This is a genomic window from Nocardiopsis sp. NPDC006198 (assembly GCF_040613895.1).
In the GTDB taxonomy this organism is placed as follows: Bacteria; Actinomycetota; Actinomycetes; order Streptosporangiales; family Streptosporangiaceae; genus Nocardiopsis; species Nocardiopsis tropica.
On record NZ_JBEXSY010000026.1, the window covers coordinates 58,386 to 84,241 of the forward strand.

The 25,856-nt window shown below is 73.2% G+C and carries 23 protein-coding genes; 13 read left to right on the forward strand and 10 right to left on the reverse strand.

Going from position 1 to position 25,856, the window contains the following annotated elements; all coding sequences use genetic code 11:
* Positions 1-204: 204 nt before the first annotated feature.
* On the reverse strand, positions 205-1,923 hold the full coding sequence (locus tag ABZ234_RS19120) for an AMP-binding protein (RefSeq protein ID WP_355012970.1): 1,719 nt from the start codon (positions 1,921-1,923) through the stop codon (positions 205-207).
* Between the two features lie 161 nt (positions 1,924-2,084).
* Here ABZ234_RS19120 and ABZ234_RS19125 point away from each other — a divergent pair, with 161 nt between their 5' ends.
* Complete coding sequence (locus ABZ234_RS19125; protein ID WP_267946240.1) at positions 2,085-2,981, forward strand: DUF4429 domain-containing protein; 897 nt, start codon at positions 2,085-2,087, stop codon at positions 2,979-2,981.
* Positions 2,982-3,160: 179 nt separating this feature from the next.
* Positions 3,161-4,120 carry a prolyl aminopeptidase gene (gene pip, locus ABZ234_RS19130; protein ID WP_267946239.1) on the forward strand — a complete coding sequence of 320 codons (960 nt, stop codon included), beginning with the start codon at positions 3,161-3,163 and terminating at the stop codon, positions 4,118-4,120.
* Between the two features lie 90 nt (positions 4,121-4,210).
* On the opposite strand, the gene ABZ234_RS19135 is transcribed toward pip, so the two are convergent.
* Positions 4,211-6,700: a DUF4153 domain-containing protein gene (locus ABZ234_RS19135; RefSeq protein ID WP_355012971.1), complete on the reverse strand. Its 2,490-nt coding sequence runs from the start codon at positions 6,698-6,700 to the stop codon at positions 4,211-4,213.
* Positions 6,701-6,922: 222 nt separating this feature from the next.
* Between ABZ234_RS19135 and ABZ234_RS19140 the strand changes: the two genes are divergently transcribed.
* Entirely contained in the window at positions 6,923-7,114 is a 192-nt protein-coding gene (locus tag ABZ234_RS19140) for a ferredoxin (RefSeq protein ID WP_355012972.1), read from the forward strand.
* On the opposite strand, the gene ABZ234_RS19145 is transcribed toward ABZ234_RS19140, so the two are convergent.
* Positions 7,098-8,366 (reverse strand): FAD-dependent oxidoreductase, encoded by a 1,269-nt coding sequence (locus ABZ234_RS19145; RefSeq protein WP_355012973.1) that lies wholly within the window; start codon positions 8,364-8,366, stop codon positions 7,098-7,100. The genes ABZ234_RS19140 and ABZ234_RS19145 overlap by 17 nt on opposite strands.
* 41 nt (positions 8,367-8,407) lie before the next feature.
* Positions 8,408-9,370: an asparaginase gene (locus tag ABZ234_RS19150; protein WP_355012974.1), complete on the reverse strand. Its 963-nt coding sequence runs from the start codon at positions 9,368-9,370 to the stop codon at positions 8,408-8,410.
* Positions 9,371-9,709: 339 nt separating this feature from the next.
* Here ABZ234_RS19150 and ABZ234_RS19155 point away from each other — a divergent pair, with 339 nt between their 5' ends.
* Complete coding sequence (locus ABZ234_RS19155; protein ID WP_267946234.1) at positions 9,710-10,684, forward strand: 3'-5' exonuclease; 975 nt, start codon at positions 9,710-9,712, stop codon at positions 10,682-10,684.
* Here the strand turns inward: ABZ234_RS19155 and ABZ234_RS19160 are convergent.
* The 3 genes from ABZ234_RS19160 to ABZ234_RS19170 all read right to left on the reverse strand — a co-directional run bounded on the left by ABZ234_RS19160 (position 10,665) and on the right by ABZ234_RS19170 (position 12,502).
* Positions 10,665-10,934, reverse strand: coding sequence for a hypothetical protein (locus tag ABZ234_RS19160; protein WP_267946233.1), 270 nt, complete (start codon positions 10,932-10,934; stop codon positions 10,665-10,667). The genes ABZ234_RS19155 and ABZ234_RS19160 overlap by 20 nt on opposite strands.
* Positions 10,935-11,084: 150 nt before the next feature.
* On the reverse strand, positions 11,085-11,744 hold the full coding sequence (locus tag ABZ234_RS19165) for a TetR/AcrR family transcriptional regulator (RefSeq protein WP_355012975.1): 660 nt from the start codon (positions 11,742-11,744) through the stop codon (positions 11,085-11,087).
* Positions 11,745-11,815: 71 nt separating this feature from the next.
* A complete protein-coding gene (locus ABZ234_RS19170) occupies positions 11,816-12,502 on the reverse strand; it encodes a biliverdin-producing heme oxygenase (RefSeq protein ID WP_355012976.1) in 687 nt (228 codons plus the stop codon).
* 507 nt (positions 12,503-13,009) lie between these two features.
* Here ABZ234_RS19170 and ABZ234_RS19175 point away from each other — a divergent pair.
* From ABZ234_RS19175 to ABZ234_RS19195, 5 genes are all read left to right on the forward strand, one after another.
* Positions 13,010-14,269, forward strand: a complete 1,260-nt coding sequence (locus tag ABZ234_RS19175; protein WP_267946230.1) for a fused response regulator/phosphatase — start codon at positions 13,010-13,012, stop codon at positions 14,267-14,269.
* Positions 14,270-14,292: 23 nt separating this feature from the next.
* Entirely contained in the window at positions 14,293-16,233 is a 1,941-nt protein-coding gene (locus ABZ234_RS19180; RefSeq protein ID WP_355012977.1) for an ATP-binding protein, read from the forward strand.
* A gap of 29 nt (positions 16,234-16,262) precedes the next feature.
* Positions 16,263-16,697, forward strand: a complete 435-nt coding sequence (locus ABZ234_RS19185) for a response regulator (RefSeq protein WP_267946228.1) — start codon at positions 16,263-16,265, stop codon at positions 16,695-16,697.
* A gap of 71 nt (positions 16,698-16,768) precedes the next feature.
* Positions 16,769-17,296, forward strand: coding sequence for a low molecular weight protein-tyrosine-phosphatase (locus tag ABZ234_RS19190; protein WP_330159533.1), 528 nt, complete (start codon positions 16,769-16,771; stop codon positions 17,294-17,296).
* 5 nt (positions 17,297-17,301) lie between these two features.
* Positions 17,302-18,246: a fructosamine kinase family protein gene (locus ABZ234_RS19195; RefSeq protein WP_355012978.1), complete on the forward strand. Its 945-nt coding sequence runs from the start codon at positions 17,302-17,304 to the stop codon at positions 18,244-18,246.
* A gap of 74 nt (positions 18,247-18,320) precedes the next feature.
* Here the strand turns inward: ABZ234_RS19195 and ABZ234_RS19200 are convergent, their stop codons facing one another.
* The 3 genes from ABZ234_RS19200 to ABZ234_RS19210 form a co-directional block, all read right to left on the reverse strand.
* The gene (locus ABZ234_RS19200; RefSeq protein WP_267946225.1) at positions 18,321-19,319 is read right to left on the reverse strand and encodes a carbohydrate ABC transporter permease; all 999 of its coding nucleotides are present in this window, start codon (positions 19,317-19,319) and stop codon (positions 18,321-18,323) included.
* On the reverse strand, positions 19,316-20,293 hold the full coding sequence (locus tag ABZ234_RS19205) for a sugar ABC transporter permease (protein WP_267946224.1): 978 nt from the start codon (positions 20,291-20,293) through the stop codon (positions 19,316-19,318). Before ABZ234_RS19205 ends, ABZ234_RS19200 begins: the two co-directional genes overlap by 4 nt.
* A gap of 81 nt (positions 20,294-20,374) precedes the next feature.
* The gene (locus ABZ234_RS19210) at positions 20,375-21,730 is read right to left on the reverse strand and encodes an ABC transporter substrate-binding protein (RefSeq protein ID WP_267946223.1); all 1,356 of its coding nucleotides are present in this window, start codon (positions 21,728-21,730) and stop codon (positions 20,375-20,377) included.
* Between the two features lie 214 nt (positions 21,731-21,944).
* Between ABZ234_RS19210 and ABZ234_RS19215 the strand changes: the two genes are divergently transcribed.
* The 4 genes from ABZ234_RS19215 (at position 21,945) to ABZ234_RS19230 (ending at position 25,856) form a co-directional block, all read left to right on the forward strand.
* A complete protein-coding gene (locus ABZ234_RS19215) occupies positions 21,945-23,057 on the forward strand; it encodes a Gfo/Idh/MocA family oxidoreductase (protein WP_355012979.1) in 1,113 nt (370 codons plus the stop codon).
* Positions 23,058-23,247: 190 nt separating this feature from the next.
* Complete coding sequence (locus tag ABZ234_RS19220) at positions 23,248-24,606, forward strand: four-carbon acid sugar kinase family protein (RefSeq protein ID WP_267946221.1); 1,359 nt, start codon at positions 23,248-23,250, stop codon at positions 24,604-24,606.
* A gap of 215 nt (positions 24,607-24,821) precedes the next feature.
* Entirely contained in the window at positions 24,822-25,292 is a 471-nt protein-coding gene (locus tag ABZ234_RS19225; RefSeq protein ID WP_355012980.1) for a helix-turn-helix domain-containing protein, read from the forward strand.
* Positions 25,293-25,304: 12 nt separating this feature from the next.
* On the forward strand, positions 25,305-25,856 hold the full coding sequence (locus tag ABZ234_RS19230) for a PIN domain-containing protein (RefSeq protein WP_330160821.1): 552 nt from the start codon (positions 25,305-25,307) through the stop codon (positions 25,854-25,856).

Sequence of the window (25,856 nt, forward strand, 5' to 3'; positions counted from 1 at the left end):
CGCACTGCTGTCACGCTGTCGCCACGAAAACACTAGCGCGGCCGTGCGTGCGGGGAGGCGTCGATCCGGAACACCGGCACCGGTCACGGGATGGGAAACGCCACACCCGCCGAGGGGGGAAATCGGGTGTCTCGCGATGTAGGACGCCATTCCCGTGGAAATCCGCGGCAATGGCGGACGGAACCGCCGTCCGGGCCCGGGGGCTCAGTCCTTCAGGCCCGGGAGGTCCTCCTCCCAGAACTCGTGCGGATTGCGGGTGCCGTCGACGACCGCGCCGCGTTCGGACTCCGCCGCGCGCAGCTGCACGCGGCGGATCTTACCGGACACGGACTTGGGCAGGTCGGCGAACTCCAGGCGGCGGACCCTCTTGTACGGCGACAGCCGCGTGCGGGCGTGGAGCAGGATGGCCCGCGCCGTGGCCGCGTCGGGCGGCGCCCCCTCGGCCGGGGTCACGTACGCCTTGGCGACCGACAGGCGCAGCGGATCCGGCGAGGGCACCACCGCGGCCTCGGCCACGTATTCGTGCTCGAGCAGGACGCTTTCGAGTTCAAAGGGTGAGATGCGGTAATCCGAGGCCTTGAAAACATCGTCGATCCGACCGATATAGGTAATGTGCCCGGTCGAATCCCGGCTCGCGATGTCACCGGTGCGATAGCGCCCCCGGCGGGTCAGTTCCCGGGTGAGGGCCGGGTCGTCGTCGTACCCCTTCATGACCCCGACGGGACTCCGGGTCGTGTCCACGCAGATCTGCCCGGTGTCGGACGGCTCGTCGGTGACCGGGTCGGCCAGCACGATGTCGTAGCCGGGCATGGGCCGCCCCATCGACCCGGGGAGGACCTCCTGGCCAGGCCCGTTGCCGATGACCAGCGTCGTCTCGGTCTGGCCGAACCCGTCGCGGACGGTCAGCCCCCATGCCTCCCGCACCCGGTCGACCACCTCGGGGTTGAGCGGCTCGCCGGCGGACAGCGCCTCGCGCAGCCCCACCTTCCACCCGGCCGGGTCGGCCTGGACGAGCATCCGCCACACGGTGGGCGGTGCGCACAGGGTGTCCACGCCGCAGCGCACCACCTCGTCGAGCAGCCGTCCGGGGTCGAACCGCTCCTGGTTGACGACCAGGACCGTCGCCTCGGCGTTCCACGGCCCGAACACGCTGCTGTAGGCGTGCTTGCCCCACCCGGGGGAGGACACGTTGAGGTGGATGTCGCCGGGGCGGACGCCCAGCCAGTACATGGTGGACAGGTGGCCCACGGGATAGGACCGCTGCGTGTGGGTGACCAGCTTGGGCCGCGACGTCGTCCCGGACGTGAAGTACAGCAGGAGCGGGTCGTCCGGGCCGGCGTGGTGAGGGGGGTGGAACTCCAGGGCGGCGTGCTCGGAGTCGGCGTAGCTCAGCCACCCGTCCATGTACCCCACGCAGATCCGCGTCCAGTGGCCTCTGAGCTGCGCGAACTTATCGGTCTCGGCGACCGAGCAGACCACGTGCGCGATCTCTCCCCGCTCCAGCCTGTCCACCAGGTCGCCCTCGGACAGGGCGGTGGCCGTCGGCGTGACGACCGCCCCGAGCTTGACCGCCGCCAGGGTGGTCTCCCACAGCTCCACCTGGTTGCCGAGCATCACCATGATCCGGTCGCCGGCGCGGACGCCCTGGCCGAGCAGCCAGTTCGCCACCTGGTTCGAGCGCTCCGACAGGTGGCGGTAGGTGTACTTGGCCTCGCTGCCGTCGTCCTCCACGATCCACAGGGCGGTCCGGTCCGGGCGCCGCTCGGCGACCTCGTCGAAGTAGTCCAGCGCCCAGTTGAACACGTCCGGTCTGGGCCAGGTGAACTCGCGGTGGGCGGCCTCCTGGTCCGTGCGGTGCGCCAGGAGCAGGTCCCGTGCGGCACGGAACTCCGCGGCGCCCTCGGCGGCCATCTCTCTCGACATGTCTGGCGACCTCCGGTTCAGGGACAGGGCGCCGACCGCACTGTCCGCGGACTCCGCCCGGAGAGGGCGGTGGAACGGGTGTGCCCCGCTGGTCCTACCCGGGATGCGCGCCCCCGACGCCTCCCCTGGGGGCGCCCCGGCTGGCTCTAGGATGTGTGGACATGGAGGAACTGCGCGGACACCACGGAACCTGGCGGATCGACGACGAGACGGTCCGCATCCGTTTCGAGTCCGGCCGCAAGGTCCCCACGCTGCTCAAGTCCCTGGGAAGCTGCACGGTGCCGTTGGCGGCCGTCCGCGAGGTGGATTTCGACCGGGGCGACCGCAAGCACGGGTGGCGCCTGCGCCTCGGGCTCGCGGACGGCGCCGACCCGTACGCGGCCCTGGGGTTCCCCGGCCGGGACTCCTCCACCCCGCTGCTGCTCACCGGCCCCCACGACACGGAGCTCGTCGCGGAGTACCTCTCCGAGCAGATCGCCTCCTCGGCCCGCTACGCCGGGGAGACCCTCGCCGGGGAGCTCGACCCCCGGCAGGTCGCCCTGGGACTGGTCGGCAAGCCCCCTCTCCAGGTCCGCACCGCGGAGGGCTCGGCGTCCTTCGACGGCGCCCGGGTGCGCCTGCAGTGGGACGGCTGGCTGGCCAGCACGGCCAAGGAGAAGGAGAAGGCCCGCGACTACCGGCTGTCCGAGGTCCTGGAGGCGGAGTGGCGGCCCCCCGTGGACGTCACCGAGGGCCACCTGCGGATCGTGCTGCGCGGCGTCACCCTCCCGGGGGCGACCGAGCTCGCGAACGACTTCTTCACCCTGGCCTCGCACGGGACGAAGGGCAGCGAGGAGACGCTGCTGATGGCGGCCACCCTCAACGCCCACATCCGGGCCGCGGACGTACCGGGGGAGGGGCCCGCGGCCCTGGGCGCCGGCGCCGGCCCCCAGGCCGACGACGGCGGAGGCGAGGCGGTCTTCGCCACGATCCGCGAACTCGGGCGCCTCCACTCCGAGGGGCTGCTCACCGACGAGGAGTTCAGCGCGAAGAAGGCGCAGCTCCTCGACCGGCTCTGACCGCGTTCCGGCGCCCCGGGACCGGCCGGGCCCGGGGCGGCGGTGGGCGGGCCGGCCAGGCGCGCTCCGCCGCGGTCCGCCCGCGGGCGCGGCCGGAGCTCCCGGCGCGCCCCCGCACACCATCCCCAGCTCCCGCCGGGACCCCGGCGGGAGGCCGCATACAGGAAAGGGCTCACGCCTTGCGCACTCTGTACCCGCCCATCGAGCCGTACGACTCGGGCATGCTCGACGTCGGCGACGGACACCGCGTCTACTGGGAGCTGTGCGGCAACCCCGAGGGCAAGCCCGTGGTGTTCCTGCACGGCGGGCCCGGCGGCGGCTGCGTCCCCGACCACCGGCGGCTGTTCGACCCGGCACGGTACCGGATCCTGCTGTTCGACCAGCGCAACTGCGGTCGCTCCACGCCGCACGCCGGCCAGATGGACACCGACCTGTCCACCAACACCACGTGGGCGCTGGTGGAGGACATGGAGCGCCTGCGCGAGATGATCGGCGCGCAGAGCTGGCAGGTCTTCGGCGGCTCGTGGGGGAGCTGCCTGGCACTGGCGTACGCGCAGAAGCACCCGGAGCGCGTCAGCGAGCTCGTGGTCCGCGGCATCTTCACGCTCCGGGACGAGGAGCTGCGCTGGTTCTACCAGGAGGGCGCCTCGAACCTCTTCCCGGACCTGTGGGAGTCCTACCTGGCGCCGATCCCGGAGGAGGAGCGCGACGACCTCGTCGCCGCCTACGCGCGGCGCCTGGCCTCCCCCGACCGGGAGGTCCGGCTGGAGGCGGCCCGCGCGTGGAGCGTGTGGGAGGGGTCCACGGTGACGCTGGTGCCCGACCCGTCCCTGCGGGAGCACCACGCGGACGAGGAGTACGCGCTGGCGTTCGCCCGTATCGAGAACCACTACTTCGTCAACAAGGGGTTCCTGGAGCCGAACCAGCTCGTGGACGGGGCCGAAGCGATCCGGCACATCCCCGGCGTGATCGTGCAGGGCCGGTACGACGTGTGCACGCCGGTGCGCACCGCCTACGACCTGCACAAGGCGTGGCCCGAAGCGGAGTTCCACATCGTGGACGACGCCGGTCACGCCTTCAGCGAGCCGGGCATCCTCGACCGCCTCGTCGAGGCGACCGACCGCTTCGCCGGAGAGTGAGCCCGGAGCCCGGGGCGCCCGTCACGGGGCCCCGGGCGGCCGGCTCCGGCCCCGGGGCCCCGTGACGGGGTTCCGGCCCCGGACCCGCGCTCAGTAGAGGGCCCGGCAGGGGCCCTCCTGGGCCGTGACGCCGTCGGCGGGGCCGGTCTGCGCGAACTGTGCGAGCTGCGCGCGGCCCCGGTGCCGCGACAGGTTCCACGAGGCGAGGCCCTCCTCCCCGGCGTCGTCCAGGCGGTACGCGATCCCGCTCAGGGCGCACGCGCGGTCACCGCCCTCCAGCTCCACCAGGGCGGGCAGGGCGTCGGCGGACAGGTCCCTCAGGTACCACGTGTCGACCTGTGTCAGCTCCAGGTCGTGGTGGCTCTCCGCGATGCGCAGGTCGGGGTTCCCGTAGGCGAACACCGCCAGGGCGACGCCGGCCAGGGCCGCGGTGCCCCGGGGCAGCCAGGCGGCGCGGCGGCCCAGGGTGTTGAGGATCCCGGCCGCGATCACCAGTCCGAACACCCCGGCGCTCCACACGATCCACGCCTCGGCGCTGATCCGCAGCCGTGTCAGGCCGAAGGTGTCGATGTAGAGCTGGAGCCGCATCATCGCCGAGGCGAGGATGACCAGGGTGAGCACGCACAGGAGCCCGAGCAGGGCGTTGCGCAGTGTCCGGGTGGCCGCGGGCCGGGACGGCAGGACGTACACGGCGACCGCGATGACGCACAGCACCAGCAGGCTGACGACCACCAGCTGGAAGAAGCCCTGGCGCGCGTACTCGGCGTAGGTGACCCCGGCGACCCGCTGGACGTGGTCGTCGCCGCCGAACATGGCGACGGCCTGCACCCCGAGGAACGCGGTGAACAGGGCGACCAGCGCGCCGAGCGGGATGGTCCACACCCAGACGGGCAGCGAGGGGGAGGCGGGCCCGGCCCCGGCGGGCCGGGCGGGTGCGTCCCCCGGGGCGCGGCGGCGCCTGGCGGCCAGGACGGCGGATCCGGTGAACAGGACGGCCGCCAGCATCGCGAACAGCCGGGAGAACCCGTCGAAGAACGTGCTCCCCGAGAACGCCCCCTCGAACAACCGCGCGATGTAGCTCGCGAAGACCGCGTCGGCGAAGGAGAACAGCAGGCCGAAGACGAGCAGGAGCGCGCCGGTGACGAGCGTGGTGAGCAGGACGGGGCCGGCCAGGCGCCGTCCGCGGCCGCTGCGCAGGGGGCCCACCAGGAACAGGGGGGTGGAGGGCAGGTTGCGGAACAGGCCGAGCGAGCCGCTGACGACCCCGACCGCGCCCTCGCGCGAGGAGGGGTTGCGTACGGAGAACGCGAGCGAGGCGAAGAAGAAGGACGAGGTGAGCGTCCAGAACAGTACCCAGCCCGCGTCGCGCAGGGCCGCCGTGAGGAGCAGCGCGGCGGCGATCACGCCGTAGCCCGCCGACCAGGCGTGGGCGTAGCGGTCGGGACGCGGCTCGTCGGCGTCCCCGCCGCGGGCGGTGGCGGGGGCGGGCGGGGCCGCCGGTCCGGCGGCGCCGGTGTCGGGGGCCGGCGCCGGGGCGTCCGGCGTTCCGGTGCGGGTGGGCCCGGGGCCGGACGGGTCGGCGGCCGTGTGCTGCTCCGCCCCGTCCTGCCGGGCGTCCGCGTCCGCCTGTGTCTGCGCGGCGCCGGTCTCCTGTGCCTCTGCGTCCCCGGTCTCTCGGGCGTCCCCGGCCTCCTGTGCTGCGCCGGTCGTCCCCGCCGCGACGGCGGAGCCGTCCTCCTGCGCGTCCGCGTCCTCCGGTGCCTGCACGACGCCGGTCTCCTGTGCGTCCTCGGCCTCCTCCGCGGCGCCGGTCGTCCCCGCCGCGGGGGTGTCCCCGGTCTCCTGCGCGTGCTCCGGACCCGGTCCTTCGGAAGACCCCGGCCCCGCACACCCGGTGTCCGCGTGCCCGGAACCGTCATGCCCGGATTCGGTGCCCCCGGAGCCGGAGGCGTCGGGACGCGTCTCCCCGGAGCGGGGGCTCCCGCCCTCCCCGCCGGGGACCGCGTTGCCGGTCCCGGGAGCCCGTGCCCCGTCCGCCTCCCGCGCGGCGGGGGCGTCCGCCTCCGGGCGCGCCCGGGAGGCGTTCCCGTCCGGCCCCTCGTCGCGGCCGTCCGCCCCGCCGGGGGCGCCGTCCGGGATGGGGGGACGCACCATCAGCGCCGTCAGGGCGGTCAGGCCCGCGACCGCCCCCGTGATCACGATGCCGAGCCCCGGGCGGTCGAGCGTCGCCAGGAAGGCCGCCACCACGCCCACGCCGAGGAGCGCGAGGGGGAGCCACACGGGCGCCTCGGGCAGGGGGATCCGGGGCCTGGCCCCCCAGAAGTCCTGCTGGTACAGCTGCGCGTAGCTCTGCCGGTCACGGGCGGGGTACGGGCCGTACGCCTGGTGAGCCGGATACGCCTGGTGGGCCTGGTGCGGCGGGTGCGGGTGGGTCGTGTCCCCGGGCCGGCCCGGGCGGCCGTCCGTCCCGGCGTGTCCGGCCGTGTCCCCGGGCCCGCGCAGGGCCCCGGCGGAGGGACCGTGCCCGGAGCCTCCGCCGGGACCCTGCGCGCCCCCGTCGGCCGTGTGTTCGCTCGGCATGCCACCCCTCTCCACGACGGCCCGGACGGCCCGTGCTGTCGTGACAGTTGGACAGCCGGACGGTGTCCATGGTTCACCGAATGCCCGACTTGTGTCATCAAGTTCTGGATCGGGTCGAATGGGCGAATCCCCTCGGTCCCTGTGGTGACAAGGCCCTGCCCCGGCCGGGGGAAGTGGCTTAGGCTCGGGTCCTGCGACCGACCACGCGAGGGGCACACGAGCATGCGAGTCGAGGTCGACTACGACCAGTGCGAGAGCAACGCCCTGTGCATGGGCGCGGCGCCGGAGGTGTTCGAGATCCGCGACGACGACTTCCTGTACCTGCTGACGGAGGAGCCCGCCGCCGGGTCCCACGACGGCGTCCGCCGTGCCGAGCGGCTGTGCCCCAAGCGGGCCATCACCGTGCTGGAGTGACCCCCGCCGCGGCCAGGGCCTCGTCCCACGTCGTCGGCTTCTCCAACAGCCCGCGGTAGCGCATCGTCCGGGGCGTGGAGCGCAGCCCCAGCACGCCGGTGAGCATGCCGCCCCGGCCGAGGAAGGCCACGAACTTTCGGTCCTCCGGTGAACCGTGCACGAAGGTGACCTGATCCGCCGGTGCTCCCTGTCCCAGCAGCTGGAGCTTCATCTTGTATTGGTCCGACCAGAAGTAGGGCACGGGGGTGAAGGGCGTGCGCCCCTCCCCGGCGAGCAGGTTGCGGGCCGCGGCCTCACCCTGCTCGCCCGCGTTGGTCCAGTGCTCCAGCCGGATCCGGCCGCCGTAGCGGGGGTGCGGCCAGTTCGCGAGGTCGCCGACCGCGTACACGTCCGGCACCGCCGTCGCCGAGTACCGGTCGCACGCGACCGCCCCGTCGGCGAGCAGCTCCACCCCCGACCCGCGCAGCCACTCGGTGTTCAGGTGCACGCCGATCCCGGCGACCACCAGCGACGCCTCCACGGCGCTGCCGTCGGTCAGCCGGACCCTCTCCACCCGGCCGTCCCCCTCGAACCCGGCCACGCCGGCGCCGAGGCGCACGTCGACCCCGTTCTCCCGGTGCAGCTCGGTCAGGAGGCGGCCGATCCGCGGGTGCACCACGCGGGTCAGCGGCGTCGCCGCCGCCTCCACCAGGGTCACGTCCATGCCCGCGGCGCGGGCGCTCGCGGTGACCTCCGCGCCGACGAAGCCCGCGCCGACCACCACGAGGCGGCCCCCCGGGGCGAACGCCGCGCGCACCGCCTCGGCGTCGTCGAGCGTGCGCAGCACGTGGACCCCCGCCAGGTCGGTGTCCGGGCGCCGGGCCCGCGCCCCCGTGGCGATGACCAGGCCGTCGTAGCGCACGGTCCCGGCGGCGCCGCCCGGACCGGAGACGGTCACCTCGCGGGCCGCGGGGTCCAGGGCCACCGCCCGGGTGCCCGTGCGGAGGTCCAGGTCGAGGGCGTCGACGGCCGCGTCGTCGCGCAGGCGCAGGGCGCGGTGGCCCGCCAGCCACCCGGGCCCCCCGCCGGAGGGGTCCATGCCGATGCCGGTCAGCACCTCCTTGGACAGGGGCGGGCGCGAGTAGGGGCGGTGCGCCTCCTCGCCGAGGAGCGTCAGCCGCCCCTCGAACCCTTGTGCGCGCAGCGCCTCGGCCGCGTGCAGCCCCGCCATCCCGGCGCCGACGACGACTATCTCGTTCAGGGTGTCCCGCACGGTGCTGTGCCTTTCGGTGGTCCCTCCCCGGGGAGGGGGCGTCAGAGTGGGCGGACCTCGCCGACGGGGGCGCCACCGCCGTGGACGTCCACGCGCAGCCGGTCCTGGACGGGGGAGACGTCCACGCCGAGGGTCCGCAGCGCGTCGAGTGCGACCAGGGTACGCGCCCGCTCCTCCGCGTCCCCGTCGCTGATCTTGACGGCGACGGTCTCGCCCGTGGCCGCGCCGAGCACCAGGACGCCGTCGGCGCCGATCTTGGAGACCAGGCCCGGCATCCGGGTCATCAGGTCGGTGTCCACGCGGCCGGGGCCCGACACGTACTCGGGGTGGGCGCTCATCGCGTCCAGGACGGCCCGCTCGCGGCTGCCCCCGGGCGCGGTGCGCATCCGCCACAGGCCGCGGGCCAGCCCGACCAGGGTCACGGCGAGCTGGGGCGCACCGCAGCCGTCCACGGCGGTGTGCGCGACCTCCTCGCCGCACACCTCCTCCGTGGTCTCGCGGACGAGCACCTGGAGGGGGTGGTCCGGGTCGAGGTAGTCGCCGGTGCTCCACCCGCGGGCGACGCACGCGGCCAGCATGGCGGCGTGCTTGCCCGAGCAGTTCATGAGCAGGCGCTCGGGCTCGCGCCCGGCGCGGACGAACGCGGTGCGGGCCCCGGAGCCACCCGGGGCCGCAGGCGGGCAGCCGAGGGCGTCGGGGGTGAGGCCCGCGGCCGCGAGGATGCTCCTGGCCTCGTCCGCGTGGAAGTCCTCTCCGCCGTGGCTGCCGGCCGCGATGGCGAGGGAGCGGCCGGCGAGGGGGGCGCCCGCGCGCAGCGACGCCAGGGCCTGGAAGGGCTTGGCGGAGGAGCGCGGGAACATGGGCTGGTGCACCGGGCCGCGGGCGTAGGCGATCTCGCCGGACGCCGTCAGCCCGACGACCGCGCCGTAGTGGACGCTCTCGCGCATACCGGACCGGACGACCTCCGCCAGGGGGACGTACTCGGGCAGCGGGCTCTGGGGCATGCGGGCTCTCCTCGACGGTGAGGTTCGGTGGGCGCGGGGTGTCCTCCGGCGGGCGGACACGCGTAAGAACGTTACATAACCCCCCTTTCTTCCGTGTGTCCAGGTGGCCGGGCCCGGCTCGCCCCGGTGCGGCCGGGCCCCGGCGGCCCGGGCGCCCGGAGCCGGCCGGCGGGACGCGGAGCAGGGGCTCGGCCCGGGCTCCGGCCGTGTCCCCTGACACGATCTGCCCGGACGACGCGTGCTGGGGGTTCGCTGTCGGACGCGGGGAGTAAGGTCGATGCCGGTACGCACCAGGAGAAACGGCCTGTGGCACGGCGCGACGAAGGAGTGGGGCACACGATGGGAACGCTGCGGATGGGCGCGCTGACCCGGCGCAGGGTCGGAATGCGGGCGGCGGACCTGGAGTACGCGGTACTCGACATGGAGACGACGGGCCTCGAACCGCGCGAGGGCGCGCGCATCGTGGAGATCGCGGTCGTGCGGGTCCGGGGCGACGGCAAGGTCGTCGAGGAGTTCAGCACCCTCGTGGACCCGCGTGCGGAGGTGGGCGGCCGGGAGTTCCACGGGATCGGCGAGGGGGACACCGTCGGCGCCCCCGTCATCGCCCAGGTCGTGCCCCGGCTGGCGGAGCTGCTCTCGGGGGCGGTCGTGGTCAGCCACAACCTCGACTTCGAGCTGCGCTTCCTCGGCTCGGAGCTGGTGCCCGCGGGGCTGCCGACGGGGCAGTCCGGGCTGTGCACGCTCCGCGCGCTGCGCTCCCAGATCGACCTCGACCGGTACTCGCTGCCCAAGGCGTCCTTCCGGCTCGGGGGAGACTGGCCGACCGGCCAGCACACGGCGCTGGGCGACGCCCGTGCCTGCGCCAAGCTCCTGGCGGAGATGATCGCCAACGCTCCGGGGGAGCTGCGCTACAACGGGCCCGCGCCCCGGACCCTGGCCGTGCCGGAGGCCGCGCCGGTGCGGGGACCGTGGGGCGTGGTCGAGCCGGTCCGCTGGAAGCCGCGCACGGCCTCGGTGCCGGGCGGCCTGGCGCCGCTGAGCCCATGGCGGGCGGACTGGAGGCCCCGGGAGCTGGACGCCCTGCTCTGCGGCGGGGCCTTCGGCGCCACCGACCGGGCGATCGCGGAGCTGGCCGCCCAGCGCGACACCCGCTTCCGGGAGCGGCTGGCCACGGCGGCGGCCGTGACGGGCGGCATCGCCGCCACCGCCGCGGGGGGCCTGCTCGTGCGCATGGCGGGCAGCCGGGCGACGGGCTCCGCGATCGCCCGCCGGGCCGTGGCGGCCCGGGAGGCGCTCAGAGGCCGGACAGGGTGAGGAAGAAGGCCACGATCAGGGCGCTGCCCCCGAGCGTGGCCAGCAGTGCCTTGCCCTGCTCGGTGAGCCGGGCCGACTCCAGGCGGACGCGTGGAGCGGTCCCCGCGCGGCGTGCGGTGGCCAGGGGCCCCTCGGCGGCGGCGCGGCCGGCCCCGGGGGCCGGGAGCCGTCCGGGCACGTAGTGGGGCAGCTTGTTGAAGAGCGCGATCGACACCAGGACGGTGCCGACGGCGAGCAGGACGAGTGACACGTCGGGGCCTCGCTCTCGGTCGGAGGGCCGCCCGCCCGCGAGGGGCGGGCGGGTGACCGATTCTTACCGATGCCGAGATGCCGTGGCGAGTCTGTTTCGACCGCTCCCTGTCCAGGCTCCTCTTACGGACCAGCCCTTATGACTCAGTGATTACAGGCTCTCGCTCTGCGTGATTCCGGGGGAGGGTTTCGGGAGGACGGTGTCGATGGTTTCGGGCTCCACCCCGAGGGCGCGGAGAACGAACCGCGTGACAAGGGCGTGGGTCTCGTCCAGGTCGATCTCGCCGCTCACGAGCGGGAGGCGCTGGGAGCCGACCATCGACAGGGTGAGGCGAGCGACGGGCTCCGCGGGCAGGGGCTCGAACTCGCCGGCGGACGTCCCCTCCTCCAGGATCTCGGTCAGCAGGCGGTGCATGGGGGCGACGTGGTCGGCGAGCGCCTGGTAGGCGTCGGGGCCGAGGCTGGCGCCGAGTTCGGCGGCCGGCGGGTGCGGGTGCGCCATGATCCCCTCCAGCTGGAGGCGGACGAACGCCGACAGCCTCCGGGCGGCGGACACGCCCGAGGGGAGCTCGCGCCTGTACCGCTCCACGAACGCGCTGTTGACCTGCTCGGTGAAGGCGAGGAGCAGTGCGGGCTTGTCCGGGAAGTAGTTGTACAGGGCGGTGCGCGTGATGCCGGCGGAGTTGGCAACGTCGGTCATGGAGACGCGGTCGATCCCCTGGCTCCGGATCAGGTGGTCGACGGCCTCCATGATGCGCTCCCGTGTGCGGGCACGGTGGGCGGCGATGGTCGGCGCCGTGATCTTGGGCATCCCCCTATGGTGGCACGTCCGGGGGCCGGACCGGCATGGCCGGGAGTCCGGGGCCGGCGGCGGGCGGCCCCTCAGGCGGCCGGGGCGTGGACGCGGCCCAGGTCGGCGAACACCTCGGTGTTGAGCTGGTAGGCGAGCCGGGTCTCGGCCACGAGGCGCGCGGCGGCCGCCTCGTCCAGGTCGAGGGAGTCGAGGCGCTCGCGGTACCCGGCACGGAACCGGGGAAGGCTGCCGAGCGCGTCGAAGACGTAGAAGGCGACGCCCGCCCCGTCGGACAGGCCGTAGGCCCCGGCGGCGGCGCGGCGGATGAACTGCCCGCCGGACACGTCGCCCATGTAGCGCGTGTAGTGGTGGGCGACGAACCCCTCGGGGTGGCCGGCCATCTGCTCGATCCGCGCCGCGTAGGTGCGGGTGGCCGGACCCGGCGAGATCCGCTCGCGCCAGTCGGGGCCGAGCAGGTGCTCCAGGTCGCGGACGAGCGCGGGAAGCCGTTCGAGCTCGGGGTGGTGGAACCTTCCGGCGACGGGGTCGTCCGACAGCCTCCGGCCGACCTCCTCCAGCGCGGCGTAGGCGAAGTAGTGCTGGGCGACCATCTCGGTGTAGCCGGCCAGGGGGAGGGAGCCGTCGAGGAGGGCCCGGGTGAACCCGTGGTCCTCGGCGGCCCGGTGGTCGTTCCACGTCGCGGCCTTGAGCCGTTCGGAGAACAGCTCGGGCGAGCCGGGTGCGGCCGTCGAGGGGGCCTCGGCCGTTGCGCTCATCTGCGCTGTCCGCCTTCCGTGTCGGAAACTTTATGACATCATGTCATTTAGGTGGGAGGGGCTGTCAAGACGGATATGACGGGTCGTCGTGAAAAAATCCGCCGGTGTGCCGCCCGTGCTCCCGGGCCCGCCCCTCCCCGTTCCCGCACCCCCGCGCCGCAAGGGGTCCCGGCGTCGCGCGGTCATGTCCTGCACGTGCCCTTGCATGCGCATATGCCGGTTCTGCGTGGTTGTGGGGGCGGCGTCGCACCGGGCGCCCGGGACGCGGGACGCAGACCCCCGGGAGGCCGCCCCGGGGGCGGTTCCGGCCGTCGGCGTCGGATGTGTCTCGTTACGCCTGCTGGTCAACAGGTCGCCGGGGCGATTATCGTTTGTGTGTCGTGTGGTCCGAACCGCCGGGAAGCACCGAGGGATCTCCTCGGCGCGCCGTGCGGGGCAGGCACCCGCGGTCCGGCAGACCAGAGGCGATGAGTGGATACCAGGAGAACAGGGCACGATCCCCGGACGGTGATCGGTGAGGGGGCGGCACAGGCCGCTCCCGCCAACGGCGCTGCCCCCCACGGCGGCGCCTCCCTGGGCGACGACGCCGTCCTCAACGACCGGGTGGAGGCCACCGTCGAATCGCTTGACGTCCTGCTTGTCGAAGACGACGCGGGCGACGCCTTCCTCGCCGAGGAACTGCTCGCCGACACAGCCCTGAACACCCGCATCACCTGGGTCTCCACCCTGGCGGACGCGCGTGAGCACCTGGAGGGCTTCCGCGGCTGCGTCCTGCTCGACCTGAACCTGCCCGACGCCCACGGCCTGGAGCTCCTCCGCGAGATCCTGGAGGGCGCGCCGGCCGCCGCCGTCGTGGTCTTCACCGGGCTCGACGACGAGCACGAGGGCGTCGCCGCGGTCGCGGCCGGAGCCCAGGACTACCTCGTCAAGGGGCAGGTCGACGGCTCCCTGCTCGGCCGCAGCCTCCGCTACTCCCTGGAGCGCCGCCGCGCCGACGAGGGCGCACGGCAGCTCCGCGAGGCGCGCATCCGCGCCCGGGAGAACATGCGCCTCGAACGCGGCCTGCTGCCCCAGGTCCTGCTCCAGCGCTCGCCGCTCAGCCACCGCGCCTACTACCGGCCCGGCCGCAAGCGCGCCCTGGTCGGCGGCGACTTCTACGACGCGGTCGAGAAGGACGGCACCACCCACGTCGTCATCGGCGACGTGAGCGGGCACGGCCCCGACGAGGCCGCCCTCGGGGTCAGCCTGCGCATCGCGTGGCGCGCCCTCATCATGGGCGGGGTCGACGAGGCCAGGGTGCTGCCCAACCTGGAGGCCATCCTGGTCAGCGAACGCGCCCAGGAGGAGATGTACGCGACGCTGTGCATGGCGAGCCTGGACACCGGCGACGACCGGGTCAGGCTCCGCGTCCTGGGACACCCGCCGCCCATGATCGTCCAGGACGGCGCGGTCGAGGAGACACGGGTCACCCCGCAGCCCCCGCTGGGCGTCTTCCCGGTGGAGGAGACGGCCACGGACGAGGTCGTCCTGCCCGTCGGGGCGAGCGTGCTCTTCTACACCGACGGCCTCGTGGACGCCTACGACGGCGGCCCGCCCGAGCGCCTGGAGGTCGCGGGCCTGCGCCGGATGGTCACCGGAGTCCTGGGGCAGGGCGTCTCACTGGCCCGACTGCCGGAACACCTGGTGGACGAGGCGGAACGCAGCAACGGCGGCCCGCTCCAGGACGACGTGGCGATGCTGCTCATCACCCACGGAGAGTTGGAGTGAGCCCGACCCGGGAGGGAACGGCCATGGACACCGACACGACGGAGGGACCGGGGACGGACCACGGCACCGGCCTGCCCGGAGGCGTCTCGATCGGCGGCGGCCAGTTCGTCAACGGGGCCGACCGGGAGCGCTCGCGCCCGGCCCACGAGTCGTGGAGCCTGCGCCGCCGGGTCACCAGCCTCCTGACGGTCGTCGCCGTCGTCCTGGTCGTGGCCGTGTCCGTCATCACGCTGGCCGCCCTCAACGCCCGCGACAACCTCGCCCTCCAGGTGGACTCCCTGACCCCGGCGGTCAGCTCCGTCGACCAGACCCACTCGTCCTACCTGAGCCAGGACCACGCCCTGCGCGGCTACATCCTCACTCAGGACCGGGACTTCCTGGAGCCCTACATCGCCTCCCAGCTGACGCTGGCGGAGAACCAGGCGGCCCTCTCCGAGCTGGCCGAGGAGAATCCGGAGGTCGAGTCCAACGTCGAGGACCTGCTCGCCGCGGGGCGGCTGTGGACCGACGAGTTCGCCGAGCCCGCGCTGGAGCAGGTGAGCAGCGGCCAGGAGATCTCCCGGGAGGACCTCCAGCGCGGCCGCATGCTGTTTCTCGACCTGTCCCGGATCGCCGACGCCACGACCCAGCAGCTCCAGAGCGAGATCGACCAGGCTCGGGAGGGGCTGACCCTGGCCACCCAGCAGGTCGTCGCCCTCCTGGTGCTGGTGGGGCTGGTCGTGGTCTTCCTGTCGGTGTTCCTGTGGGTGATGCTGCAGCAGTGGGTGCTGCGTCCCCTGGACGAACTGGCCGGGCACATGCGCCAGGTCTCGGAGGGCTACTACGCCCACCGCATCTCCCTGCACGGGCCGCCGGAGATCGTCCGGCTGGGCCGGGACGTCGACTCCATGCGCGAGCGCATCGTCCAGGACCTGGACGAGGTGGCGTCCGCGCGGCGCAAGCTCCAGGAGCAGTCCACGCTGCTGGAGCACCAGACCGAGGAGCTGCGCCGCTCCAACCTGGAGCTGGAGCAGTTCGCCTACGTCGCCTCCCACGACCTCCAGGAGCCGCTGCGCAAGGTGGCGAGCTTCTGCCAGCTGCTCCAGCGCCGCTACCAGGGGCAGCTCGACGAACGGGCCGACTCCTACATCGACTTCGCCGTCGAGGGCGCCAAGCGCATGCAGACCCTCATCAACGACCTGTTGGCGTTCTCCCGCGTCGGGCGGACCAGGAACTTCGCCTCGGTCAACCTGGACGCCGCCCTGGACGACGCCCTGAGCAGCCTGTCCACCCGCCTGGAGGAGGTGGGCGCCGAGGTCACCTGGGATCCGATGCCGACCGTGCAGGGCGACCGCACCCTGCTCACGCAGGTGTTCTTCAACCTGGTGGGCAACGCGGTCAAGTTCCGCGGCGACGAGGACCCGCGGGTCCACCTCGGCGTGGAGCGGCAGGGCGACGAGTGGGTGTTCTGCTGCGCCGACAACGGGATCGGGATCGAACCGCAGTACGCCGAGCGCATCTTCGTGATCTTCCAGCGGTTGCATACGAGGGAGAAGTACACGGGCACCGGCATCGGCCTGGCCATGTGCAAGAAGATCGTGGAGTTCCACGGGGGCAGGATCTGGCTCGACACCGGGTCCGGGAGCCCTGAGGGGGCCGAAACCTCCGGCGAAGGCGACTCCGGGCAGACCGGAACCCGCATATGCTGGTCCTTGCCCGCGGATTCCGAACACGAGGACGACACGGCGGCCCCGGAGAGGGGAACCGTCGGAGGCGTTCCCGTCGATATCGGAGACGAGGGCACCGAGGACGCCGAGGCCGACACCCCCGAGGCCTCGGTGCCGACGGCCGCACGACAGCCCACGGGCGACGGCGACACCGGAGCGGAGAGCACGGACGCGGACGACATGTCCGGGGACGGGCGACCCGCCCCGCCCGCCGCCGGTGGCGGTACGGTTCCCCCCGACCACGGGGTGGGGCCCTGAGTCAGGGGTCTGGAAGTTTGAGCGAGGTCATGTTGGTGCATCCCATCGAGGTGCTGCTGGTCGAGGACGATCCAGGGGACGTCCTGATGACCAAGGAGGCGTTCGAGGAACACAAGCTGGGCAACCGCCTGCACGTGGTCTCCGACGGCGTCGAGGCCCTCCGGTTCCTCCGCCGCGAGGGGGAGTTCGCCGACGCGCCCCGTCCGCACCTGATCCTCCTCGACCTCAACCTGCCCCGCAAGGACGGCCGGGAGGTGCTGGAGGAGGTCAAGAACGACGAGGACCTCGCGCACATCCCCGTCGTGGTGCTCACCACCTCCGAGGCCGAGGAGGACGTGCTGCGGAGCTACCGCCTGCACGCCAATGCCTACGTGCCCAAGCCGGTGGACTTCGACCAGTTCATCAAGGTGGTCCGCCAGATCGACGACTTCTTCGTCACCGTGGTGCGCCTGCCCAAGGGGTGACACCGGGGGACGGAGCGGACGCGCTGGAGGGGGAGCGGGTGGCGGCACCCGTTTTTCGTTACGGTTGGGGCATGAGCTTGCCGGAACCCCGTGATCCCGCCGGTCCCTACCGTGTCAGTGTGGTGTGCCTGGGCAACATCTGCCGGTCGCCCATGGCGGAGAAGGTCCTCACCGCCGACCTCGAACGCGCCGGACTGGGAGACCTCGTCGAGGTCGACAGCTCCGGCACCGGCCACTGGCACGTGGGCGGCGAGATGGACCCGCGCGCCGCGTCCACGCTGCGCGTGCACGGCTACCTGACCCACCACACCGCCCGCCAGTTCGACCCGTCCGACCTGGCCACACGCGACCTGGTCCTGGCCATGGACCTGGACAACCTCGACGAGGTCAGGCGCTTCGTCGACGAGTACGGCGACGAGCACGGCTTCGACATGTCGCGGCTGCGGCTCTACCGGTCCTTCGCGCCCGGCGGCGGTCCCAACCCGGAGGTGCCCGACCCCTACTATGGCGGCGACGACGGTTTCACCGCCGTCCTCAACATGGTGGAGGCCGCGGCCAAGGGCCTCACGAGCGAGCTCGTCACCCGGCTGCGGGGGTAGCGCGGGTGGAGGGGGAACCGATCGTGTGTGCCTTCGGCGGGGACGACGGCGAGGGGCCCCGGGAGGGCCGCCGCCGGGACCCCGTCCACGGCACCATGGCCGAGCGCCTGGCCACCCTGCTCGGCAGGGAGGTCGGGCGCGCCGCCCGCGCGGGCAGCAGCCACGACTGGGAGATCTCCTTCGCCGAGCTCACCGACGGCACCCGCCTCTTCGTCAAGTCCCTGGTGAGGGGAGCCCCGGCCAGCGGTGTGCTCGTCGCCGAGGCTCGCGGGCTCGACTGGCTGGGGCGCGCCTTCGGTTCGCCCGCCATCGAGGTCATGGCCTGGGACGACCGCCTGCTCGTCCTCCCGTGGGTCGAGCAGTGCGAGCCCACCGCCGGCGCGGCCGAGCGCCTGGGCCGCAGGCTCGCGGGCACCCACCTCACCGGCGCCGACCGCTTCGGGGCCGACTGGCCGGGCTACGTGGGCCCCCTCCCCCTGGACAACACCCCCTCCTACGACTGGCCGCGCTTCTACGCCGAGCAGCGGCTCCGCCCCTACCTGCGCCAGGCCCTCGACCAGGGCGGGCTCACCCCCGGGGACGGCCGCACCGTGGAGAAGGTCGTGGACTCGGTCGCGGACCTGGCGGGCGACCCCGAGCCGCCCTCCCGCATCCACGGAGACCTGTGGAGCGGCAACGTGCTGTGGGGGGCCCGGGACGCGGTGCTGATCGACCCGGCGGCCCACGGGGGGCACCGGGAGGCCGACCTCGCCATGCTCGCGCTGTTCGGGCTGCCCTACCTGGAACGGGTGAGGGACGCCTACAACGAGGTGGCGCCCCTGGCCGACGGGTGGCGCTCCCGCGTCGCCCTGCACCAGCTGCACCCGCTGCTCGTGCACGTGTGCCTGTTCGGAGCCGCCTACCGGACGACGACCCTGGAGACGGCGCGGGCCGCCCTGCGGGGCGGCTGAGGGCCGGAGCCCGGGCAGCCGCGGCCCCGCGGGCACCGCCCCCGCGGACGGTGCCCGCGGGGCCGCGGCGCCCGTCAGCCCTTGACGCTGCCCGCGAGCAGGCCGCGCACGAAGTAGCGCTGGAGCAGGAAGAACACGGTCAGCGGCACGACCATCGACACGAAGGCGCCCGCGGTGAGCCGGTGCCAGGCCTCCCCGCGCGTTCCGGCCAGCTCCGCGAGCCGGACGGTCAGCGGCGCGGTCGCCGTGTCCCCGCCGGTGAAGATCAGGGCCACCAGCAGGTCGTTCCACACCCACAGGAACTGGAAGATCCCCAGCGAGACCAGGGCCGGGGTGATGAGCGGGAGCACGATCCGCAGGAAGATCCGGCCGTGGCCCGCCCCGTCCACCCTGGCCGCCTCGAACAGCGACCTCGGCAGCTGCGAGATGAAGTTGTGCAGCAGGAACACGCCCAGCGGCAGCCCGAAGACCGCGTGCGCCACCCACACGTTCGTGAACGCCATCGCCCCGGTCAGCTCCCACGCGGGCAGCACCTGGACGCCGCCGACCGCGACCCCCTGCGAGAAGAACCGCAGCATCGGCACCAGTGACATCTGCAACGGGACGATCTGGAGGGCGAAGATGCCCAGGAAGAGCCAGTCCCGGCCGCGGAAGTCGATCCACGCCAGCGCGTACGCGGCGAGCGCGGCCACGCCCAGCACGAACACCGTGGAGGGGAGGGTGATGACGAACGAGTTCACCAGGTGGCTGGCGAGCCGTCCGTCGTTCGCGGAGCCGAACAGCACGTCGCGGTAGTTGTCCAGGGTCACGTCGGGGGAGGACAGGAACGTCCACCACCCGGTCGTGCGGATCTGCTCGGCCGGGCGGAACGAGGAGATGAGCAGGCCCGCCGTGGGCACCGTCCACACCACCGCGATCACGAGCGCGGCCAGGCCCGCGGCCGAGCCGCTGAGCCTGCGGCGCACCCGGGCGGCGGCGCCGGAGGGCCGGGGCCCCCGACCGCCCCGGGGGCCGCGCCCCGCTCCGGCGCCCGTCGGGCCGCCCGGGCGCGGGGGGTTCTTCGTCGGGGTCATGAGAGCTCCCTCGCCTTGCGGGTGCGGCGGATCTGCAGCACCACCAGCGGGACGACCAGGACGAAGAGGAACACCGCGAGCGCGGACCCCTGGCCGGTCTGTCCCTGTTGGAAGGCCTGGCTGTACATCTCGTTCGCGATCACGCTGGTGCCGTAGTTGCCGCCGGTCATGGTGCGGACGATGTCGAAGACCTTCAGGGTCTGGACGGTGATGGTGACGAGCACGACCAGCACGGTCGGCCACACCGAGGGCAGGGTGATCCGGGTGAACAGCTGCCACGCGCCCGCGCCGTCGATGCGCGCGGCCTCGACCGTCTCGGAGGGGATGGCCTTGATGGCCGCGGACAGCACGACCATCGCGAACCCGGCCTGGACCCAGATCAGCACCAGGATCAGCAGGAAGGTGTTGAGGGGCTGTTCGAGAAGCCACAGCCGCGGTTCGCCGCCCAGCCACACGACGATCTGGTTGAACAGGCCGTACTGCTCCTGGTCGGCGGGCCGGTAGGCGAAGACGAACCGCCAGATGATGCTCGCGCCGACGAACGAGATCGCCATCGGCATGAACACGAGGGACTTGGCGACCGACTCGAACCGGGAGCGGTCGATGAGCACCGCGTAGAGCAGGCCGATGGCGGTGGCCAGGACGGGGGCGAACACCACCCACAGGAGGGTGTTGCGCAGGACGAGGAGGATCTCCGGGCGCTGGAACATCCACACGTAGTTGGCCAGGCCCACGAACTCCTCCCCGGAGCGGTCGTGGAAGGACAGCACGGTGGTGCGCAGCGCCGGGTAGACCAGGCCTCCGACGAGGAGGACCAGCGCCGGCGCGAGGAAGAGGAACGCCTGCCAGCGGTCGCGCCGGGTCCGGGGCACGTCCACGAGGACGAGCAGGAGCCCGATGGCGGCCAGGAAGGAGGCGATCCCGATGAGCATCCACACGATCTTGGGAAGCTCGGACAGGAACGAGTACTCCATGGAGACCCCTTGTCGGTACCAGGAGGTGTGACGGGGTCCGGCGGGACCGTGCCGGACCCCGTGCGGGGGTGGGGGAGGGGGTTACGGCCAGGCGGACTCGACGGTCTCCAGGACGTCTCCGGTGGAGCTGCCGGTGATCCAGTCGATGATGCCGGTCCAGAACACGTTGGTACCGACGGACGAGGGCATCGCGTCGCTGGCGTCGAAGTGGAAGACGGTGTCGGGGTCGTTGAGGACCTCGGCGGTGAACTGGTCCGTGGGGTCGGCCAGGTTGGCCGGGTCCAGGTCCTGGTGGGCGGAGACCCACGAGCCCAGGGAGGCGCGGCTGTTCGCGAAGTCGCCGGAGGACAGGTACTCGTGCATGGCCACGACCTCGGGCCGGTCGTCGAAGGCCACGACGAACTCGCCGCCGCCCATGATGGGCACCTCCGTGCCCGCCTCCATGGGGGGCAGGACGAACCCGTAGACGTCGCCGTCCTCGCCGACCTCGACGTCGTCCTCGAACTGGGCGCCGTAGAACGAGCCCATCAGGTACATGGCGCAGCCGCCGTCGAGCAGCGGGAGCCCGGCCTCCTGGAAGGACGTGACGGCGATGCTGTCCACGCCGCCGAAGGTGCCGTTGACGTAGTCCTCGTTGCGGATGATCCCGTCGGCCAGGTCGAAGGCCTCCTCGACCTCGGGCGCGTCGAAGGGGATGTCGTGGGCGATCCACTCGTGGTAGGCGTCGGTGCCCGAGGTGCGCAGGAGCGCGTTCTCGATCCAGTCGGTGCCGGGCCAGCCGGTGGCGTCGCCGGACTCGAAGCCCACGCACCACGGCTTGGTGCCGGACTCGGCGATGGTGTCGCTGAGTTCGAGCATCTCGTCCCACGTCTGGGGGATCTCGTGGCCGTTGTCGGCGAAGTACGTCGGCGAGTACCAGACCATCGACTTCATGTTGGCGCCCAGGGGGGAGCCGTAGAGGTCGCCGTCGACGGTGGCGTAGCCCTGCCAGTCCTCGCTCCAGCCGGCCTCGACGTTCTCGCGGACACCGTCGGAGACCGGGACGGCGTGGCCGTCGGCGGCGGCTCGCTGGAGCAGGCCGGGCTGGGGGATGAAGGCCAGGTCGGGGGCGTTGCCGCCGTCGAGGCGGATGGGCAGCTGGGCCTCGAACTCCCCGCTTCCCTCGTACTGGACGGTGATCCCGGTGCAGGCGGCGAACTCGGCCCAGGACTCCTCCAGGAGGTCGCCCTCCATGTCGCGGATGGAGGCGTAGACGTCGACGGTGCCCCCGGTGTCGGCCCACTGCTCGTAGGGGGAGCAGTCGAGGTCGGAGGTGTCGACCGTCCCGCCGCCGCCCTCGCCGCTGAGGAATCCGCACCCGGAGGCGACGAGGAGGACGGTTCCGGCCGCGGCCGCCGCGGCCAGGTGGCGGCGGACCCTGGGGTCTGGTCTCGGCATGGGGGTGGTTCTCCCTTGGTCATCTGACGGGGGCGCCGCCGAACCGGCGCCGCCCCCGGGGGGTCGTGTGACCCATGGCATACCTGGAAGAGATGCAAGCCCCCTTCTCTGCAAATGTCTACATATTTTGCAAAAACTTTCGTAACAATGGCGAAACATGCTGTTCGGAGGGGGCACACCGGTTTCCCGCCGGGCGAGGCCCTAGATTGGGGACATGGCTGACGCACCCCATGGACCGGACCGGGGAACGCCGGGGAACGGCGCCCCAGGGCACGACGGGCCCGAGCTGCACGTCGCCCTCATCGGCTACGGCAAGGGCGGGGAGGTCTTCCACGCGCCCCTCGTCGACGCGGTCCCGGGGCTGCGGCTGTCCGCCGTCGTCACCGGCGACCCGGGCCGCCGGAGCGCGGTCCAGGCGCGGTACCCGGGGGTCACCGTCTACTCCGCCGTCGCCGACCTGTGGGCCGACGCCGACCGGTACGAGATCGCCGTCGTCACCACGCCCAACGACACCCACGCGCCCCTCGCCCGTGCGGCGCTGGAGGCCGGGATGGCCGTCGTGGTCGACAAGCCCTTCGCGCTCACCGCGCGGCAGGCGCGTGAGCTCACCGACCTGGCGGACAAACTCGGCCGGGTGCTCACCGTCTACCAGAACCGCCGGTGGGACGCCGACTTCCTCACCCTGTGGAACCTGATCGAGGACGGGGCCCTGGGCCGCGTGCACCGGTTCGAGTCGCGGTTCGAGCGCTGGCGGCCCCGTCCGAAGGGGACCTGGCGGGAGGCCGGCGGGGTGGAGGCCGGCGCGGGCCTGCTCTACGACCTGGGGCCGCACCTCATCGACCAGGCGGTCAACCTGTTCGGCCCGGTCGGTTCCGTCTACGCCGAGGTCGACGCCCTCCGCGAGGGGGTCGGCGCCGACGACGACGTGTTCCTCGCGCTCGAACACGTCCGGGGCACGCGCTCCCACCTGTGGATGGGCGCGCTCACCGGCCAGGGCGGACCGCGCTTCCGGGTGCTGGGCGACCACGGGGCCTTCACCAGCCACGGCATGGACGGGCAGGAGGCCCGGCTGGCGGCGGGCGAGCGGCCCGACGCCCCCGACTGGGGCGTGGTCCCCGAGGAGCGGTGGGGCGTGCTCGGGGTGGACGGGGACACCCGCCGCGTGCCGTCGGCGCGCGGGGCCTACCCGGAGTTCTACGCGGGCGTGCGCGACGCGGTCGGCGAGGGGGAGCCCCTGCCGGTGGACCTGCACGAGGTCGTCCACGGCCTGGAGGTCATCGAGGCGGCGAGGCGCAGCGCCCGCACCCGCGCGGTCGTCGCCCTCTAGGACGGACGCGGGCGGGCACCGCGGGGACGGGACCCGGCGGAGAGGGGGAGGGGCTGCGCCCCGCCCCGGGAGGCGCGGACGGCGGACCGGGTCCCCCGGCGGCGTCCCGGGCCTGCGGCGCCTCCCCGTGGCCCTATGTTGGGGGGAGGTTGCCCCAGGGTTTCGTCCCGAAGACCGAAGGAGACGTGTCGTGGCCCAGGTCCTCGTGGTCGCAGACGACCTCACCGGCGCGAACGCCACCGGTGCCAGGTTCGCCCGGACCGGGATGCGCGTGGCCACGGTGACCCCGGAGCACGTGAGCCAGGTGGCCGGGGACTACGACGTGGTCGTGGCCAACCTCGACAGCCGGCACGTCCCCGCCGACCAGGCCGCCGACCTGGTCACCGACGTGGTCGAAGCCGTGTGGCCGGTGGGTCTGGTGGTCAAGCGCACCGATTCCACGCTGCGCGGCAACATCGGCGCCGAACTGGAGGCCGCCTACGACGCGGTCCGCGAGCGGGTGCCCGCGGGGACGCGGGTGCGGGTGCTGTTCAGCCCCGCCTTCCCGGCGTCCGGCCGGATCACCGAGGACGGCCTGCAACTGCTCCACGGGCTGCCGCTGGAACGCACGGAGCTGGCGGTGGACCCCCTCTTCCCCATGACGACCAGCGTCGTCGCGGACATCCTCGCCGCCCAGTGCGACCTCCCCGTGCGGCACGTCCCGGTCCGGCAGGTCACCCACGCGATGCTGACCTCGGAGCTCCTGGCCGGTGACGAGCCCGTCGTGGTCTGCGACGCGAGCACCGAGCAGCACCTCACCGACATCGCGGAGGCCGCCGCCGAGGCCCACCAGCGGGACGGGGTCGTGTGGGTGTCCGTCGACCCCGGGCCGACGGGCGCGCTGCTGGCGTACGCGCTGCGGCTGCGCGGCCAGGCGGGGTCGCGCGGACCGCTGCTCGGCGTGGTCGGCAGCACCACCGACCTGACCCGGCGGCAGCTGGCCACGGTGGCGCGCACGGGAGCGGTGCGCTTCGTGGACGTGGACGCGGTGGCCCTCGCCGACCCGGGGAGCGGGCACGGGGACGAGGTCGCCGCGGAGCTGACCGACCAGCTGACGTCCTCGGGGTTCCCGGAGCTGTGCGTGCTGAGGCTGGTCACCCCGGCCGAGCGGGTGCGGGGGATGCCCGCCCAGGCTCGGGCCGAACTGCCCGGCCGGATCGCCCGCCTGGTGGCCGACGTCGTCAACGACGTGGCCGACACCACGGGCGCCCACGCCCTGCCCAGCGGCCTCTACCTGACCGGGGGGGACCTCGTCGCGAGCCTGCTGGACGAGCTGGACGTGCACGCCTTCGACGTCGGCGGCGAGGTCGTGCCCCTGGCGGTGCACGGGCACCTCAGCGGAGGGCCGCTGGACGGGACCCCGACCGTGGCCAAGGGCGGCCTGGTGGGGGACGACATCACCCTCGTCGAGTGCCTGGCCAAGCTGCGGCGGGCCGTGCAGACGCGGCTGCACCAGGTGCACTCGGAGGTGTCGGAGCACGTGGTCCCGACCCTGTCCCGCGACCTCTGACCCGCCCCGCCGGGGCTTTCGCTTCCTTCGACGAGGGTCCCCGGCGTCCTCGCCCTGCTGGAGCGGGCGGGGGCTCCCCGGTTCGCCGCGGAGGTACGCCGGCACCTCCGGTGACGTGCAGAGGGGGTCGGTCCCGGTCCCGGGGCGCCGTGCCTCAGGCGGCGAGCTCCGCCCGCAGGGCTTTCGTTTTTTTCGATTACGGGTAGTGTGGTCGTATGACGAGCACACTGCGCGAGCGGACGCTCCTTCCGCCGAACGACCGCTCCGAACTGGTGCGGTTCGCCAGGGGACTGGCGGAACCGGGGACTGCCTCCCGTGCGCGCCTGGTCGGGCCCGACCGCTCCGAGCTGGAGATCCCGGACGAGCTCTACGGAGTCCTGCGCGACGTCGTGTCGGCTCTGTCCCAGGGCCTCGCGATCTCCATCGCCCCCCACAACACGATGCTGACCACGCAGGAGGCCGCCGAACTGCTCGGCGTCTCGCGGCCGACCCTCGTGCGCCTGCTCGAGGACGGGGAGATCCCCCACAGCATGAGGGGGCGCCACCGCCGGGTCCTGCTCCGCGATGTGCTGGAGTACCAGGAGGCCACCCGGAGGGAACGCGAACGGGTCCTGGACGAGATGGCGGCGGACGCCGAGGAGGCCGGGCTCTACGATGTGACCCCGATTCCCCGGAACACCAGGTGAGAACGGTCAGCCATGGCCTTTCCCGCCTTCGTCGACACCTGTGTGCTCTATCCGGCCTACCTCTGCGACACCCTTCTCCGGCTCGCCGTGGCCGGGGCCTACCGCCCCCTGTGGTCGGCCGACGTCCTCGAGGAGCTCGGCCGGAACCTGGTTCTGCGCGGTATCGCTCCGGAGAGGGTGGACCGCAGGATCGACCAGATGAACCGCGCCTTTCCCGACGCGATGGTGCGCGGCTACGAAACGCTCGTCGCCGGTATGGAGAACGACCCGAAGGACAGGCACGTCCTCGCCGCCGCGGTCCGTGCCAACGCGGAGGCCGTCGTCACCTTCAACCTCCGGGACTTCCCCGAACCCGCGCTGAAGCCGTATGACCTGGTCGCCCTGCACCCCGACGAGTTCCTGCTCGACCAGCTCGACCTCCATCCGGGCCTGACGCTCGACGTACTGGAGGCGCAGGCCGCCTCCTACCGGAGGGAGCCGACGACGGTCCCCGGCGTCCTCGCCCTGCTGGAGCGGGCGGGGGCTCCCCGGTTCGCCGCGGAGGCACGTCGGCACCTCCGGTGA